General features: G+C 58.1%; 15 protein-coding genes and 1 tRNA gene. 12 read left to right on the forward strand and 4 right to left on the reverse strand.

What is annotated here, in order from left to right:
- From bamC to KI231_RS07305, 4 genes are all read left to right on the forward strand, one after another.
- Entirely contained in the window at positions 1-1,116 is a 1,116-nt protein-coding gene (bamC, locus tag KI231_RS07290; RefSeq protein WP_103305605.1) for an NlpB/DapX family lipoprotein, read from the forward strand.
- A 6-nt stretch (positions 1,117-1,122) separates the two neighbouring features.
- Complete coding sequence (locus KI231_RS07295; RefSeq protein WP_103305606.1) at positions 1,123-1,884, forward strand: MBL fold metallo-hydrolase; 762 nt, start codon at positions 1,123-1,125, stop codon at positions 1,882-1,884.
- Between the two features lie 28 nt (positions 1,885-1,912).
- A complete protein-coding gene (purC, locus tag KI231_RS07300; RefSeq protein WP_103305607.1) occupies positions 1,913-2,626 on the forward strand; it encodes a phosphoribosylaminoimidazolesuccinocarboxamide synthase in 714 nt (237 codons plus the stop codon).
- 83 nt (positions 2,627-2,709) lie between these two features.
- Positions 2,710-2,799 (forward strand) — tRNA-Ser (locus KI231_RS07305).
- Positions 2,800-2,932: 133 nt separating this feature from the next.
- Here the strand turns inward: KI231_RS07305 and KI231_RS07310 are convergent.
- Together KI231_RS07310 and KI231_RS07315 are read right to left on the reverse strand one after the other, a co-directional pair.
- Complete coding sequence (locus KI231_RS07310) at positions 2,933-3,139, reverse strand: hypothetical protein (protein ID WP_103307076.1); 207 nt, start codon at positions 3,137-3,139, stop codon at positions 2,933-2,935.
- 152 nt (positions 3,140-3,291) lie between these two features.
- Entirely contained in the window at positions 3,292-3,483 is a 192-nt protein-coding gene (locus KI231_RS07315; RefSeq protein WP_103307075.1) for a YegP family protein, read from the reverse strand.
- Between the two features lie 277 nt (positions 3,484-3,760).
- Here KI231_RS07315 and KI231_RS07320 point away from each other — a divergent pair, with 277 nt between their 5' ends.
- From KI231_RS07320 to KI231_RS07340, 5 genes are all read left to right on the forward strand, one after another.
- On the forward strand, positions 3,761-4,726 hold the full coding sequence (locus KI231_RS07320) for a glycosyltransferase family 2 protein (RefSeq protein ID WP_213027843.1): 966 nt from the start codon (positions 3,761-3,763) through the stop codon (positions 4,724-4,726).
- Positions 4,727-4,729: 3 nt separating this feature from the next.
- Complete coding sequence (locus KI231_RS07325; RefSeq protein WP_213027844.1) at positions 4,730-5,440, forward strand: class I SAM-dependent methyltransferase; 711 nt, start codon at positions 4,730-4,732, stop codon at positions 5,438-5,440.
- Entirely contained in the window at positions 5,437-5,823 is a 387-nt protein-coding gene (locus KI231_RS07330; protein ID WP_213027845.1) for a GtrA family protein, read from the forward strand. The genes KI231_RS07325 and KI231_RS07330 overlap by 4 nt, the downstream gene beginning before the upstream one ends.
- A complete protein-coding gene (locus KI231_RS07335) occupies positions 5,820-7,916 on the forward strand; it encodes a DUF6311 domain-containing protein (protein ID WP_213027846.1) in 2,097 nt (698 codons plus the stop codon). The genes KI231_RS07330 and KI231_RS07335 overlap by 4 nt, the downstream gene beginning before the upstream one ends.
- An 87-nt stretch (positions 7,917-8,003) precedes the next feature.
- Entirely contained in the window at positions 8,004-8,924 is a 921-nt protein-coding gene (locus tag KI231_RS07340) for a LysR substrate-binding domain-containing protein (protein WP_103307067.1), read from the forward strand.
- 62 nt (positions 8,925-8,986) lie between these two features.
- On the opposite strand, the gene KI231_RS07345 is transcribed toward KI231_RS07340, so the two are convergent.
- Positions 8,987-9,922 carry a LysR family transcriptional regulator gene (locus KI231_RS07345; protein WP_213027847.1) on the reverse strand — a complete coding sequence of 312 codons (936 nt, stop codon included), beginning with the start codon at positions 9,920-9,922 and terminating at the stop codon, positions 8,987-8,989.
- Between the two features lie 197 nt (positions 9,923-10,119).
- On the reverse strand, positions 10,120-11,304 hold the full coding sequence (locus tag KI231_RS07350) for a cyanate transporter (protein ID WP_213027848.1): 1,185 nt from the start codon (positions 11,302-11,304) through the stop codon (positions 10,120-10,122).
- A 398-nt stretch (positions 11,305-11,702) separates the two neighbouring features.
- Between KI231_RS07350 and KI231_RS07355 the strand changes: the two genes are divergently transcribed.
- The 3 genes from KI231_RS07355 to KI231_RS07365 all read left to right on the forward strand — a co-directional run bounded on the left by KI231_RS07355 (position 11,703) and on the right by KI231_RS07365 (position 14,939).
- Positions 11,703-13,352, forward strand: coding sequence for a phosphoethanolamine transferase (locus tag KI231_RS07355; RefSeq protein WP_213027849.1), 1,650 nt, complete (start codon positions 11,703-11,705; stop codon positions 13,350-13,352).
- 163 nt (positions 13,353-13,515) lie between these two features.
- On the forward strand, positions 13,516-14,649 hold the full coding sequence (rnd, locus tag KI231_RS07360) for a ribonuclease D (RefSeq protein WP_077571546.1): 1,134 nt from the start codon (positions 13,516-13,518) through the stop codon (positions 14,647-14,649).
- Positions 14,646-14,939 (forward strand): YcgL domain-containing protein, encoded by a 294-nt coding sequence (locus tag KI231_RS07365; RefSeq protein ID WP_103307060.1) that lies wholly within the window; start codon positions 14,646-14,648, stop codon positions 14,937-14,939. Before rnd ends, KI231_RS07365 begins: the two co-directional genes overlap by 4 nt.
- The last annotated feature ends 92 nt before the right edge of the window (positions 14,940-15,031 follow it).

Consider the following 15,031-nt stretch of genomic DNA (forward strand, 5'->3'; position numbering starts at 1 on the left):
ATGAAGCGAATGGCCGGACTTTCCGCACTTGCCTTGATTATCTCCAGCACCAGTGGCTGTGGATGGGTCTGGGGGCCGGAAGGTTATTTCCGCGACCGTGGTAGCGATTACCTGCAAGCGCAACAGACTGCACCGATGCAACTGCCACCGGATGTCAGCACCTCCAAGCGTCTGGATCCGCTGCTGCCGATCCCGCGTAACGTCGCTGACGACACCGCCCAGGGCGAATACATCGTTCCACGTCCACAGCCGTTGTCGGCCATCGCCGATGCGACCGACTACTCGCTGCAGAAGAGTGGCGATTCGCGTTGGGTCATGGCCCAGCATCCACCGGCTGAAGTCTGGCCAGTGGCGGTGCAGTTCTTCCAGGACAACGGTTTCCGTCTGGATGAACAGCGCCCGCAAACCGGCGAATTCACCACCACCTGGCAGCATTCCGACGAACTGTCCGCCGCCATGGCCAAGCGCCTGAGCGCGGCCGGTGTCGCCAGCGACAGCGAAACCCGCGTTCGTGTGCGTATCGAGCCGGGCGTGCAGCGCAACACCAGTGAAATCTACGTGGTCAGCGCCGAGCGTCCTGCCGGCAGCACCGCCGACGTCGCCTTCACCAATCGTTCGGTCAATACTGGCCTGGACGCAGCGCTGGTCGACGACATGCTCGCGAGCATGAGCCGTATCGCCGAGAAGGGCGGTTCGGTATCGATGCTGGCGTCGCGTGATTTCGATACACCGAGCCGTGTCAGCCTCAGCGAAGACGGCAGCGGTAACCCGGTATTGAACGTCGGTACCGATCTGGACCGTGCCTGGTCGAGTGTTGGCCGCGCGCTGGAACAGGGCGAATGGCGCGTTGAAGACATCAACCGCAGCCTGGGCCTGTACTACATCAACCTGGCCGAAAAAGCCGAGAAGAAAGACGACAAGCCTGGTTTCTTCAGCAGCCTATTCGGCAGCGCGCCGAGCAAGGAAGAAGTCGAAGCCCGTGCCGAGCGTTATCAGGTTCGTCTGAGCAAGGTTGGCGAGAACATTCAGGTGACCGTCGAGAAAAACATCAACACCGTCGCGCCGGCTGAAGTGGCGCGTAAAGTGTTGAGCGTGATTCAGGACAACCTGGGCTGATCAACCATGCGTTTTGCCGTTCTCGGCAGCGGTAGCCAAGGGAACGGCACGCTGATCGCCAGTGCTGATACGTATGTGCTGGTGGATTGTGGTTTTTCCCTGCGGGAAACCGAAAAACGCCTGTTGCGCCTGGGGGTGAACCCGGCGCAACTGAGCGCGATACTCGTAACCCACGAACATGCCGACCACGTGCATGGCGTGGGTTTGCTGTCTCGGCGCTACAATCTACCGGTCTACCTCAGTCGCGGCACACTGCGCGGGATGCGCAAACCGATTGAACCTGCAGGCTTTCTGGCCGGCGGCGAGCAACTGCAGATCGGTGCGCTGAATATCGGGGTCATTGCCGTGGCCCATGATGCGCAGGAACCGACCCAGTATGTATTCAGTGATAACGAGCAGCGGCGCTTCGGCCTGCTGACCGACCTGGGTTCCTACTGCGAGCGGGTGCTGGACGGTTATCGGGATCTCGATGCGTTGATGATCGAATCCAACCATTGCCGCGACATGCTGGCCCGCGGTCACTATCCGTACTTTCTCAAGCAACGGGTGGGCGGCGAGCTGGGACATTTGAACAATCATCAGGCGGCATTCCTGGTGTCCGAGTTGGGTTGGCAGGGCTTGCAACACCTGGTCCTGGCCCACCTGAGCAGCAAGAACAACTTGCCGCAGCTGGCCCGGCAATGTTTTGTCGACACCCTCGGGTGCGACCCGGACTGGCTGCAACTGGCCGATCAAGATTCAGGGCTCGACTGGCGCCACATCGCCTAGCCCACCTACTTAGCAAGCGGAGCCCATCATGGAAAAACGTGAAGAACTCTACCGCGGCAAAGCCAAATCGGTTTACAAGACCGACGACGCTGACCGCTTGATCCTGCTGTTTCGCAACGACACCTCGGCGTTCGACGGCAAGCGCATCGAGCAGCTCGACCGCAAAGGCATGGTGAACAACAAGTTCAACGCCTTCATTATGCAGAAACTCGAAGCGGCCGGTATTCCGACCCAGTTCGACAAATTGCTGGCCGACAACGAAGTCCTCGTGAAGAAACTCGACATGATCCCGGTTGAGTGCGTCGTGCGTAACTACGCCGCCGGCAGCCTGGTAAAGCGCCTGGGCGTCGAAGAGGGCATGAAGCTCAACCCGTACACCTTCGAGCTGTTCCTGAAGGACGACGCCAAGGGCGATCCGTTCATCAACGAATCCCACGTCGTGGCATTCGGTTGGGGCACCGCCGAGCAACTGGTTCGCATGAAAGAACTGTCGCTCAAGGTCAACGAAGTCCTGACCAAGCTGTTCGACGACGCCGGCCTGCTGCTGGTCGACTTCAAGCTTGAATTCGGCGTGTTCAGTGACGGCTCCATCGTCCTGGGCGACGAGTTCAGCCCGGACGGCTGCCGTCTGTGGGACAAGGACACCAAGAAGAAGATGGACAAGGACCGCTTCCGCCAGGGCCTCGGTGACGTCATCGAAGCCTACGAAGAAGTCGCCAATCGTCTGGGTGTACCGCTTTAATCGACGCAAGCATCTGATAGCACGAAGAAATTTTCGAAAGAGGGTTTGCTTTCGGTAAAAGTGTTGTTATGATGCGCGCCGTTGGAGAGATGCCAGAGTGGCCGAATGGGACGGATTCGAAATCCGTTGTACCTTCACCGGTACCTAGGGTTCGAATCCCTATCTCTCCGCCATATATAGAAAAATCCCCGTAGATGAAAATCTACGGGGATTTTTTGTTTTCGGTGCCTTGGAAAAGCCCCACAAAATTCACTCTGTGGGGCTTTTCCATGTCTGCAGGGTCTAAAGCTCCCCGCAATCAATCACTCACGGCTGCGAGTGCCCCAGCTTCCGTTTGATCAATTCATACACATCCTTATGCGTCGAATTGTGCAGCGTCTTGTCCTTGCATGCCGAGCTGAGGAAGGTTTTCACTTCGTCCTTGGCATGTGGGTAGAGGCCGGCGACATAGTCCGCTTCGTGTTCTTGCGAGCAGTTGAAGTGCTTGTCGTCTTTCGCTTTGTCTCTAGCCATTTTTACGGCTCCTTTCGAGTTCGATTGATCAGGTGGAACAGGGCCGGATTGCCCCATACGCCGGTCAGCGTAGGGGCGTTGGGATAACTCGCCACTGGTTCGAACAAAAAAGGAAAGGGCTGTAGGACGCAGTCGTGCATTGGCTCTCGCGGTTAAATCTCCTTGACCGGCGTCTCTCCCGTTGCACCCTTGATCAGCGCGATCACATGCAAACAATCCGCCTTGTTCACATACGACTCGCCGCTGGCGATGGTCTCGTGATTGCCCGCGCGCAGCCTCCAGCGCCATTGGCCTTTGCCGGTGCTTGGGGTGCCTCTGGATTGCCTGTAAATCTCGAAATACATTCAGTTCGCTCCATGCGATTTGTGCGTGCGACAGCCTGTGTGGCGCATCGACGCAAGCCTAGCGCAGGCGGGTATTTTGGCTATCGGACATTTGTTTCCAATCGTTCGCGGATGTTTCTGAGGAGTGCGGACTAGAGCGCCGGGTCAGGCCTCTGGTTTGGCCGAAATGACGCCGTTTGACCCTTGCAACGCCGTCGACGCTACTGCTTAATACGGGACGGCTCATGGCGTCGAAAATCTTTCGTCGACCGACAAACACTATAAAAAGAGCACTTCTTTGACTGAGCACGGAACGCAACAGGCCGTTCGGGTGACGTTATCGCTGGTTGTCCCCGTTTTTAACGAGGAGGACAGTCTCGACACGTTTCTCCTGCGCATAGATGAGGTCTTTCAGACCCAGCCGTCAATTGACCTTGAACTGGTGTTCGTCAATGACGGCAGCACTGATACCACGTTGCAGCGTTTACTTGAGCGCCAGCAGCGAGACTCGCGCCTGCGCATCGTCGATCTGAGTCGCAACTTCGGCAAAGAGGCGGCGTTGTCTGCCGGTCTGCAAATGGCGACGGGGCAGATCGTGGTGCCGATCGATGCCGATCTGCAGGATCCGCCTGAAGTGATCCTGCAAATGATCGAGCGCTGGCGGGAAGGCTACGAAGTGGTGCTGGGCCATCGCATCAGTCGTCGCAGCGATACCTGGGCCAAGCAGACCTCGGCGCACTGGTTCTATCGCCTGCACAATAAAATCGCCGAACAGCCATTGCCGGAGAACGTCGGCGACTTCCGCCTGATGGATCGTTGTGTGGTCGATGCGTTGCTGACCTTGCCGGAGTCCCGACGCTTCATGAAAGGCTTGTTCGCCTGGGTCGGATTTCGCACCACTCACGTCGATTACGAGCGCCCCGAGCGCGTGGCCGGGCACAGCAAGTTCAACGGCTGGCGACTGTGGAATTTTGCCCTGGAAGGCATCACCAGTTTCAGCACCGAACCGTTGCGGATCTGGACGTACATCGGGGCACTGGTGTCGCTGGTGTCGTTTGCCTTCGCCATTTTTATCGTGGTTCGTACGCTGGTCCACGGTGTCGACATGCCTGGTTACGCCTCGCTGATGGTCGCGGTCACGTTCCTTGGCGGCCTGCAATTGATTGGCATCGGTGTGCTCGGCGAGTACCTGGGCCGCACTTATATCGAATCCAAACGCCGGCCGGTTTATCTGGTGCGTCGCGTCTACGACCCCAAGGACTGACACATGGATCTCAAGGAAACCGACATCCTCGGCGACAGCATCGGCGAGCATTGGTATTACTGCTCCAAAGCGGCAGCCACCCGTCGCTTGCTCGGCAATGCGCCGATCAAGCGGATTCTCGATGTGGGCGCCGGTTCCGGGTTTTTCTCCCATCATCTGTTGAGCCAGACCGATGCGCGTGAGGCCTGGTGCGTGGATATCAGCTACCCCGTTGATTCAGATGCAACCACCACCGGCAAACCGGTGCATTACCGGCGCGGCATCGAAACCATTGACGCCGATCTCGTGCTGCTGATGGATGTCCTTGAACACGTCGATGACGACCTCGGTCTGCTCAGGGAATACGTCGACAAAGTGCCGCCCGGCAGCCGCTTTCTGATGACGGTGCCGGCGTTCCAGTTTCTCTGGAGCGGCCACGACGACTTTCTTGAACACAAGCGCCGCTACACCTTGGCACAGTTCGAGACACTGGCTCGCGATGCCGGCCTGACGGTGCAGCGCGGTGCCTATTATTTCGGCGCGGTGTTCCCGATTGCGGCGGCACTGCGTTTGCTGCCACAGGGCCCACAGACTGCAACGCCACGCTCGCAGCTCAAGCGTCATCACCCGCTGGTGAACTCGGTGCTCAAGGCCCTTTGCAGCCTGGAGCTGCCATTGATGGGCATCAATCGCCTCGCCGGTTTGAGCGTTTTTGTGCTGGCGCAAAAACCGTGACCTCAGCGGAAAAATCCCTGTTGATCCAGCGCGGTTTGCGTTTTGCCTTGACCGGGATTTTCGTCACTGGCTTGCATGCCCTGGTCGCGGTGCTGTTCATCAATTTCATCGCCCCTCAGCCACCGCTTGCCAACGGCGTGGCTTTTGCCGTCGCGACCGTCGTTTCCTACGTGATCAACACCACCTGGAGTTTCTCGGCCCGGCTGCATGGCAGAACCCTGATGCGTTTTCTGCTGGTATCGCTGGGTGGGTTTTTATTGGCGATGTTGGTTGCCTGGGGTGCGCAAATGGCCGGGCTCCACTATCTGTTGGGCATCGGAGCGGTGGCGCTGACGATTCCGGCATTCACTTTTGTGCTGCATAACTTCTGGACGTATCGATGAAGGTTTCGAACACCCATCCGGCCCTCGCGTTGCTACCGATCCTGCTGGGCGTGCTGGTGTTCTTCCTGGTGATCGGTCCACAGGCGCTGGATCCGCAGAACATCGCTTGGTTGAAGGACGGTGATCCGGCAACGCATTATTTGGGTTGGGTGAATTTCCGTCATTCGCCCTGGACGTTTCCGCTCGGGCTCAACCCGTCGTATGGGTTGGAGCTGGGCAGCGCGATCATCTTTTCTGACTCCAATCCACTGATGGCGTTGCTGTTCAAACCGTTCAGTGGCTGGTTGCCGGACACCTTTCAGTATTTCGGAATCTGGTTGCTGGCCTGTTTCGTTTTGCAGGCCTGGTTTGCCTGGCAATTGCTCGGGTTGATGACTGATAACCCCGTGCTTCGACTGCTGGGCGCGGGCCTGTTGGTGTTTTCTCCGCCGATGTTTCTTCGTACCGGAGGGCACTTGTCCCTGGCCGGACACTTCCTGATTCTGGCGGCCCTTTACCTGGCGCTGCAGCCGATGCTCCAACGGCGGCGCCTGGCATGGGGCGCATTACTGGCCGCCACCGCACTGGTGCATGCGTATCTGTTGGTGATGGTGGCGCTGATCTGGGTGGCGGATCTGCTTGGCAAGGTCTGGGTAGGCAGGCTGACCCGACGTCAGGGCCTGATCGAGTTCGCCAGTCTGTTTGCCCTGGTCAGCGTGTGCTGCTGGCAAGCCGGGTATTTCAGCATTGTCGACGGCGCGGGCGGTGGCGGGTTTGGCTGGTATCGAATGAATCTGCTGTCCCTGGTCGATTCGGATGGCTGGTCATATGTTCTGCCAAACCTTGCCAACGGCGGCGGCGATTATGAAGGCTTCAATTATCTGGGCCTCGGGGTTCTGTTGCTGGTGCCATTGGCGGGCATCGCCTGGTTCAGAAGCGGCATTTCCTTGAAGGCGTTGCTGCGCAGCCGGCCCTGGTTGGTGTTGGCGATGCTGGGATTGACCCTGTTCGCACTGTCGAACCAGATCGGTTGGGGCACGCACACGTTCAGCTATCCGCTACCCAAAATCCTTGAGCGTCTGGCGAGTATTTTTCGCGCCTCGGGTCGCATGTTCTGGCCGGTGTTTTACACCATCGTCGTGTTGCTGGTGTTCTTCGTCGTGCGGGGCTATCGAACGCGTACCGCCATCGGTTTGCTGGCACTGGCGCTGGTGGTGCAAGTGGTGGATACCCGCATCGCCTGGGCGAGTTTGCGGGCGGCGAAAATGCTGCCACCGACATCCACCTGGGCCAGCCCCATGCATGATCCTTTCTGGGACAGCGCCGCGGCTCATTACAAGAATATCCGCGCGATGATCCCGAAAAATCAGCCCGATCAGTGGCAGGCCATCGCCGATTTCGCCGCTGCTCATCGATTGCAGACCGATGCCGTGTACATGGGGCGCATGAGTCCTTCTGTCCTCGAACGCACCCAGCTCGATGCGCAGCGCAGGCTGGCGACGGGCGATTACGAGGCCGACTCGCTGTACATCATTGATGATGAGGCGTTGGACGCGGCCATCAACAGTGTGCACAGCGACACTGACCTGCTGACTCGCGTAGACGATTTTGTTGTATTGGCACCGGGCTGGAAACACTGCAATCAATGCCTGGCGATGGTTGATGAGGGGCGGGCAATGTCCTCGATTCCGTCCAGCCAGTCAGGGCTGGTGCAGACATTCAATCGTAAAAGCCGACAGCTGACCAAGGGCTGGGCGGCGCCTGAAACCTGGGGTACCTGGAGCGAAGGGACGGAGGCTGAAATCACCCTGCGGGTGAAGCCGGATACCCAAGTGATCGTGCTGGAGGCACTGGCATTCGTGATGCCGCCAGGTCTTACCCAGCGAGTCATCGTCAGCATCAATGGTGAACAGGTGTTGTCGACGCGTCTGACGCAGGTGCAAGACAACCGGCTGGAAATTCCGCTCAGTACGGCCATCCGCGAGACGTTGGGCAAGAATGGTCTGCTGAAACTTCAGTTGCATCTGCCCGATGCCGTCAGCCCGCAACAGCTGGGCTTGAATGATGATGCGCGGGTCATGGGGCTGGGGTTGAAAACGCTGACCGTCCACTAAGCGCTGAAACACTGTGTGGATGCTGATGGACGCCAGGCCCAAGGACTTTCTACACTGCCTCCAGTCTGGGGATCAGGGGAGCAATGGATGAATCGAAATGAACTGCGCAAGGCTGACATCAACCTGATGGTGGTGTTCGAGACCTTGATGCTCGAACGCAATGTGACCCGGGCGGCGGAAAAGCTTTTTCTCGGCCAGCCGACCATCAGCTCGGCGCTCAATCGCTTGCGCTCGATGTTCAACGATCCATTGTTTATCCGCGTCGGCCATCGCATGGAGCCTACGGCCCGTGCCGAAGAACTGTTTCGTCATCTCTCGCCGGCGCTCGATTCGCTGTCCGTCGCGCTGAGCCTGACGCACAATTTCGATCCTGCGGTCAGCAACATGACCTTTCGTATCGGCTTGTCCGATGACGTCGAGTTCGGCCTGTTGCCACCCTTGCTGCGCGCCCTGCGCCAGGAAGCGCCGAAAGTCGTGTTTGTGGTGCAACACGTCGATTACTGGCGGATTCCCGACTTGCTCGCAGCGGGTGATATCACCGTGGGTATCAGCCAGACCCGTGGTTTGCCGGCGAATGCCAAACGCAAACTGCTGCGGCATATCCAGCCGAGTATCCTGCGTGCCGATGCATCCGACTCACCGTTGACCCTCGATGAATACTGCTCGCGCCCCCATGTGCTGGTTTCCCACACGGCGAACATCAGTGGTTACGCTGACGAGTGGCTCGCCGAACTCGGTCGCACCCGGCAGGTCGTGTTGTCAGTGCCGCAATACAGCGCATTGCCTGCCTTGTTGGCCGGGACGGATCTGATTGCCAGTCTGCCGGATTACACCGCCGAGGCCATGGCTGCGTCCGGATTGCTGTTCAAAGAACCGTTTCCCTTCAAGACGCCGATGCTCGATCTATCGATGGTCTGGCTCAGTCACGTCGACAGCGACCCGGCCGAACGCTGGTTACGTTCGCGGCTGGAAGCGTTCATGAGCGAGCGCCCCCTCACCGCGCCTTGAAATCACTGCAGTCAGGCGCGACAGCGCCTGCAGGGATTTGCAAAACCGGCATTGGTGAAGCTTCAGGCGGCTTCCAGTTCGCTGCACACCTTGATCACTTGCTCGCGCAGCCAGATGTTGGCGCTGTCATGGTCGGCGTGCTGGCTCCATTGCATGTCGAGGGTGAACCCCGGCAGGCCATTCGGCGCCTCACAGTGATTGAAGATGGCTTCTTTGGTCAGTAAACGCTGGATGCGCCGGGGCAGGGTGAGGATGAAATCGGTGCCGGTGATCATTTTCAGTGCGGCGCTATAGCTGTTGGAGCGTGCCACGATCTGACGTTTCTGCGCCTGCCGTGCCAGCCAGCCATCAACCATGTTGGTGGTGGACGTCCACGGTGTCGGAAAGACATGCCGGCGTTCGGTGAAGGCTTGCAGGCTCAGACGTGGTTCCAGTGGTGTGGCACGTTTATCGAAGACGCAGACCAGATCATCTTCGAGCAGCATCCGCGACTTCAGGTCAGTGTGATTGCGGTGAAAGTTCGGGCCGAAACTGATCACCAGGTCGAGACTGCCGTCGCGAAGTTCATCGGCCGGCACGTCGGTTTCGAACTTGTGCATGTTGACCATTACTGGCAAGTCATCGTAGTCGAACCGCTTCAACAGACGCGGCAGGATCAGTTGCTCGAAGTACTCCGGGGCGCAGATGTTGAAGGTGACGGCTTGCCGGCTCGGATCGAATGCCGGGGCACCGGCGTGGCACAGGTTGATACTTTCGAGGATTTTCTGCACATGGCCGTACATGCTGCAGGCCTTGTAGGTCGGGCGCATGCCGGTACGGGTGTTGATGAACAGCTCGTCTTCGAAACTGGTACGCAGTTTTTTCAGGCAATAACTGACGGTGGATTGACTGACGAACAGCGTTTCCGACACATCGGTGACGCTGCTCTGCTCATACACGGCGATAAACACCATGAGGTCCTGCATGTCGAGCTTTCGAAGCAAGTTACTGTTCAGCATCCGTACTGTCTCGCTGTGCTCCTTGCGCTGAATCCGCGCAAACGTGTGCGAACGATCCTAACGGAACGATAGTGCTAGGAGAAACCCCTGTAGGACATTTCACGGACAGTTGTGGGACAGAAAGTTTTAGCAACACGACGTCGCTGAATAATCCGCGCAAAGATGGCCAGAGGCCTCTAGCTCATGGGCGTCTGCGATCATCGAATATGCTGCGTGTAATGTCGCGGATCAAAGCGCAGCACCATCAGCAGCATGACCACCATCACCGCCGTCAGCGACCACCACGCCCATTCGAAGCTGCCGAGTTGATCACGAACCATCCCCGCCATAAGAGGGGAGAGGCCGGCAATCAGATAACCAATGCCTTGCACGAAAGCGGTAAGGCCGCCGGCACGCTGTGGATTGTCGAGGTGGTCGAGCGAGACGATCAGGCTCATCGGAAACAGTCCGCCAATACCCAGCCCCAGCAGACAGGGCCACAGCAGGCTGAGATGGTCTGGGCTGAGGATCAACCCGCAGAAGCCGGCGATGATCAATCCGAGCAGCGCCATCAACACCACGCGCCGGTCACGACTGCGATTGGCAATGGCCGGAACCACCAGGCCGGAAATCACCTCCATGGCCGTCAGAAAACCCAACAGCAGACCGGCGTTCTGCTCACTCCAGCCTTTTTCAACGTAGTACGGCGCCAACCACGCGAGCACACAGGTGTAGGACGCCGTCCCCAGACCGAAGAAGACCGCGAGTAACCAGGCGCGGGAATTGGCGAAAAACGATTCTTTCTTCGCGGCAGCGCTGACGGCGTTTGGCAGATGGGTGCGTTGTGACCACCAGAACAGCAAGGCGAACAACGCCAGCGCTGCCCAAATGGCCAATCCGAGACGCCAGCTTCCGGTTTGCACCATCACCAGTGGGGCGAACGAGGCGGCAAGGGCCGCGCCGCCCATGATCGAGGTCACGTACAAGCCCATGCACAGCGCCACGTTGTCCGGGAAACGTGCTTTTATCAGCGCCGGCATCAACGCCTGAATCAGCGCGATGCCGATTCCCGCCAGCACCGCGCTGATAATCAGCTCCGCCGCAGAATCGACAAACAGCCGCGCCAGTGTTGCCAACCCGATGATCAGCAGCGACAGCAGCACCGTGCGCTGCTCACCCAGACGCTGACTGATGCTAATGCCGAAAAACATCGCCATGCCCATGGCCATCACCGGCAGCATGGTCAGCAGCGACGCGAGGCTGTAACTCAACGGGATATCGCCGCGAATGGCCGAGAGCAACGGCCCGACCGCGGCCATCGATGGACGCAGATTAAGCGCGACCAGAATGATGGCGAGCATCAGCCAGAGAGCGGGGCGGGCGGTGGTGCGGACGTTTTCCATCTTCAGACCTATGAGCGAGAGGCTGACAATTAGGCGCCCGGCTGTCGCACCGGACAAACCAGAAAATCCCGAGCAGTATTTAAAAAGTCGATAACACTTCTCTCCTTGTGGGAGGGGGCTTGCTCCCGAAAGCGGTGGGGCGGTCACCCTCAGTGCGGAATGTGCCGACCTCTTCGCGAGCAAGCCCGCTCCCACAGAAAAGTGTCTGGTCCAAAACTTAACCAGAACTGAATCATTCTCAAATACTTCACAAGTTCGCGTTATAGCCACCTGCCAACTAATCGTTGGCGTCTTTTTCACAAAAAATTGATGGTTGCCTGCCTAAAGTTTGTTATGCCTCGGTTAATGAATTTTTCACAATTAACCCAGGCGCTTCTTTTCAGGAATTGCCCACCTCTATGTTGAAGTCAAAAACCGTGCGCCCGGAATGGGTGACGTTGATTGCCAGTGCCTTTCTTTTGCTCGGTTTCAACTTTGTGCTCTGGCAGCATTTGTTCGAGATTACTGCGGCGGATGGCAAAGGCATCGCCATGCGCGTGGCTTTCGCCGTGATGATCTTTGCCGCGTTCAACATCGTGCTGACTTTTCTGGCCTTTCGTCCGCTGCTTAAACCCATCCTGACTTTGATGTTTTTGATCAGCGCCGGCGTGGCTTATTTCATGAGCCAGTATGGCGTGATGATTGATGCGGGCATGTTTCGAAACTTCGCTGAAACGAATGTCACGGAAGTGCGTGACTTGTTGTCGTTGAAGTTGTTTATGTATGTCTTGCTGTTAGGCATTTTACCGTCGTGGTTGTTATGGAAAGTTCCAGTCAACTATCGTCGCTGGCATCACGAACTGCTCAGTAAAGTTGTCGTCAGTGTGGCGTCGGTGGCGGTCATCGGTGGTGTGGCACTGGCCAACTATCAGGGATTGTCTTCGCTGTTTCGTAATCACCATGAACTGCGCCTGATGCTCGTGCCGAGCAACTACATTGGCGCGTCGGCCGGTTACCTGCGTGAGCAGGTCGTCTCGGCGCAGCAACCGTTCGTGAAAATTGGCGAAGACGCACAACGCAACCCGGATCTGAAAGTCCAGCCGCGCAAATCCCTGACCGTACTGGTGGTGGGGGAAAGTGCCCGCGCAGAGAACTTCGGCATCCTCGGTTATGGCCGGGACACCACGCCGAAACTGGACAAGGAAGCCGGGCTGATCGCTTTCACCGATGTGCATTCCTGCGGCACTGAAACCGCGGTCTCGGTGCCGTGCATGTTTTCCAACATGGGCCGCAAGGATTACGACGCCAGCAAGGCGAAGAACGAAGAAGGCCTGCTCGACGTGCTCAAGCGTGCCGGCATCGACGTGATCTGGCGTGATAACCAGTCCGGCTGCAAAGGCACCTGTGATCGAGTCACCGTGCAGGATGTCAGCAACTTGAAGGACCCGACGCTGTGCGCCAGCAGTGAGTGCCGCGACGAAATCCTGCTGCAAGGTCTGCAAGGCTTTATCGATCATCTGGACAAGGACACCGTGCTGGTCCTGCATCAAATGGGTAGTCACGGCCCGGAATACTTCAAGCGTTATCCAAAGGAATACGAGCACTTCACGCCGGTCTGTGAAAGTAACGCGCTGAACAATTGCAGCCGCGAAAGTATCGTCAACGGTTACGACAACACCCTGGTCTATACCGATCATGTGCTGTCGAGCCTGATCGATGTGTTGCGCAACAATCAGGACAAAGTCGATACGGCGATGTTGTATCTGTCTGATCACGGTGAGTCGCTGGGCGAGTACAACTTGTTCCTGCATGGCACGCCTTACATGCTGGCACCCGAGCAACAAAAGCATGTGGCGATGCTCGCGTGGTTCTCCGACAACTATCAAAAGGCTTATTCGGTCGACACCCATTGCCTGCAAATGAGTCGTGACAAACCGTTGAGTCAGGACAATCTGTTCCACTCGATGCTTGGTCTGCTGGAGGTGCGCAGCAAGGTCTATCAGCCGGATCTGGACCTGTTTGCCGGATGCCGTGGAGCGGTGATTGACGGCGTGCTGGCCAAGGACTGAGCCGTTTAGGGCCCGTCGTTCTGACCCGACGGGCCTGTCCGTTTCCTCTGTCAGACTATTCTTGCTCTTTGGCAGGACATTTCGTTACAGCTCTTGCCCTTCGCAGGCGCGTAAATCGCCAGTGGCGATATATACTGCGCGCCATTCTTCAAGGGAGAGCCGTGTGGCCATCGATATTCACTGGATTCGCGACAACGAAAGCCTCGCGCAATTTTGCGCTGAGTGGCAGCAGCTGCCTTTCGTGGCCCTCGACACCGAATTCATGCGGGTCGACACCTTTTACCCGATTGCCGGCCTGTTGCAGGTCGGCGACGGCAAACGCGCCTACCTTATAGATCCGCTGACCATCAATGCCTGGCAACCGTTGGCCGCATTGCTGGAAAACCCGGCAGTGCTCAAAGTCCTGCACGCGTGCAGCGAAGACCTCGAAGTCCTGTTGCGCCTGACCGGCAGCCTGCCGGCGCCGATGTTCGACACGCAACTGGCCGCTGCCTATCTGAACCTAGGGTTCTCGATGGGCTATTCGCGACTGGTGCAGGAAGTGCTCGGCATCGAACTGCCGAAAGGTGAAACCCGCTCCGACTGGCTGCAGCGTCCGTTGTCCGACACGCAAATCAGCTACGCCGCTGAAGATGCCGTGCATCTGGCGGAGGTTTTCGTCCAGCTGCGGCCGAAACTGTCTGACGACAAATTCGCCTGGGTGTTGGAAGACGGCGCCGAACTGGTCGCCAACCTGCGTCGCGAAACCGACCCTTACGAGGTTTATCGCGAGGCCAAACTGGCGTGGAAACTGTCTCGCGCCCAGTTGGCTGTGCTGCGTGAACTGTGCGCCTGGCGTGAAAAAGAAGCCCGTGCCCGCGATCTGCCACGCAACCGCATCGTTCGCGAGCATTCGCTGTGGCCGCTGGCGCGTACCCAACCGGACAACCTCGCCGCGCTGGGCAAGATCGAAGACATGCACCCGCGTACCGTGCGTCAGGACGGTCAATTTCTGCTTGATCTGATCAAGCGCTCTGGCAGTGTGGGGCCTGATCAATGGCCGCCTGCTGTAGCAGAGCCATTGCCGATCGAAGCGGCAGCGTTGATCAAACAACTGCGCGCATTGGGCCAGGCTGAGGCCGAGCGTCTGGGCATTGCCCCAGAGCTGATGCTGCGCAAGAAAACCCTCGAAGCGCTGGTCAAAAGCGGCTACCCCGAGGGTCCTTACCAATTGCCTGAGTCGTTGCGTGGCTGGCGCCGCGAACTCATGGGCCAGAAGCTGCTCGACAGCCTGGCCACCGCCGGAGAACAGCCTTGAAACGTATTTGCTCTATTTACCAAAGCTCGAAGCGCAAAGGCATGTACCTCTATGTGCTCAAGAGCGATGAATTGGAACGCGTGCCCGAGGCGTTGATGGCGGCTTTCGGCAAAGCCATATTTTCCTTCAGTCTGGTGTTGACGCCTGAGCGCAAACTGGCCAGTGAGGACATCGTCGTGGTCCTGGAAAACCTCGACAAGCAGGGCTATCACCTGCAAATGCCACCGGCCGAGGACGAGTACATCGAGCACTTGCCCGAAGAGTTGCTGCGCCGCAACGACCCGGTCTGATCGGCGAGGCCCTGTTCTGGGCCTCTGTTAACCCTGGAACTGTTTTTACCGCGATGGCCGCCCTGAAAGCGGCGGCTGTCTGCACGGTTTGC

Source organism: Pseudomonas sp. Seg1 (assembly GCF_018326005.1).
GTDB lineage: Bacteria > Pseudomonadota > Gammaproteobacteria > Pseudomonadales > Pseudomonadaceae > Aquipseudomonas.

Coding starts and splice junctions, on each gene's coding strand:
- KI231_RS07295 (WP_103305606.1), top strand. CDS start 1,123: ATGCGTTTTGCCGTTCTCGGCAGCGGTAGCCAAGGGAACGGCACGCTG.
- KI231_RS07315 (WP_103307075.1), bottom strand. CDS start 3,483: ATGTATTTCGAGATTTACAGGCAATCCAGAGGCACCCCAAGCACCGGC.
- KI231_RS07310 (WP_103307076.1), bottom strand. CDS start 3,139: ATGGCTAGAGACAAAGCGAAAGACGACAAGCACTTCAACTGCTCGCAA.
- KI231_RS07345 (WP_213027847.1), bottom strand. CDS start 9,922: ATGCTGAACAGTAACTTGCTTCGAAAGCTCGACATGCAGGACCTCATG.
- KI231_RS07355 (WP_213027849.1), top strand. CDS start 11,703: ATGTTGAAGTCAAAAACCGTGCGCCCGGAATGGGTGACGTTGATTGCC.
- KI231_RS07335 (WP_213027846.1), top strand. CDS start 5,820: ATGAAGGTTTCGAACACCCATCCGGCCCTCGCGTTGCTACCGATCCTG.
- KI231_RS07340 (WP_103307067.1), top strand. CDS start 8,004: ATGAATCGAAATGAACTGCGCAAGGCTGACATCAACCTGATGGTGGTG.
- bamC (WP_103305605.1), top strand. CDS start 1: ATGAAGCGAATGGCCGGACTTTCCGCACTTGCCTTGATTATCTCCAGC.
- purC (WP_103305607.1), top strand. CDS start 1,913: ATGGAAAAACGTGAAGAACTCTACCGCGGCAAAGCCAAATCGGTTTAC.
- KI231_RS07350 (WP_213027848.1), bottom strand. CDS start 11,304: ATGGAAAACGTCCGCACCACCGCCCGCCCCGCTCTCTGGCTGATGCTC.
- KI231_RS07325 (WP_213027844.1), top strand. CDS start 4,730: ATGGATCTCAAGGAAACCGACATCCTCGGCGACAGCATCGGCGAGCAT.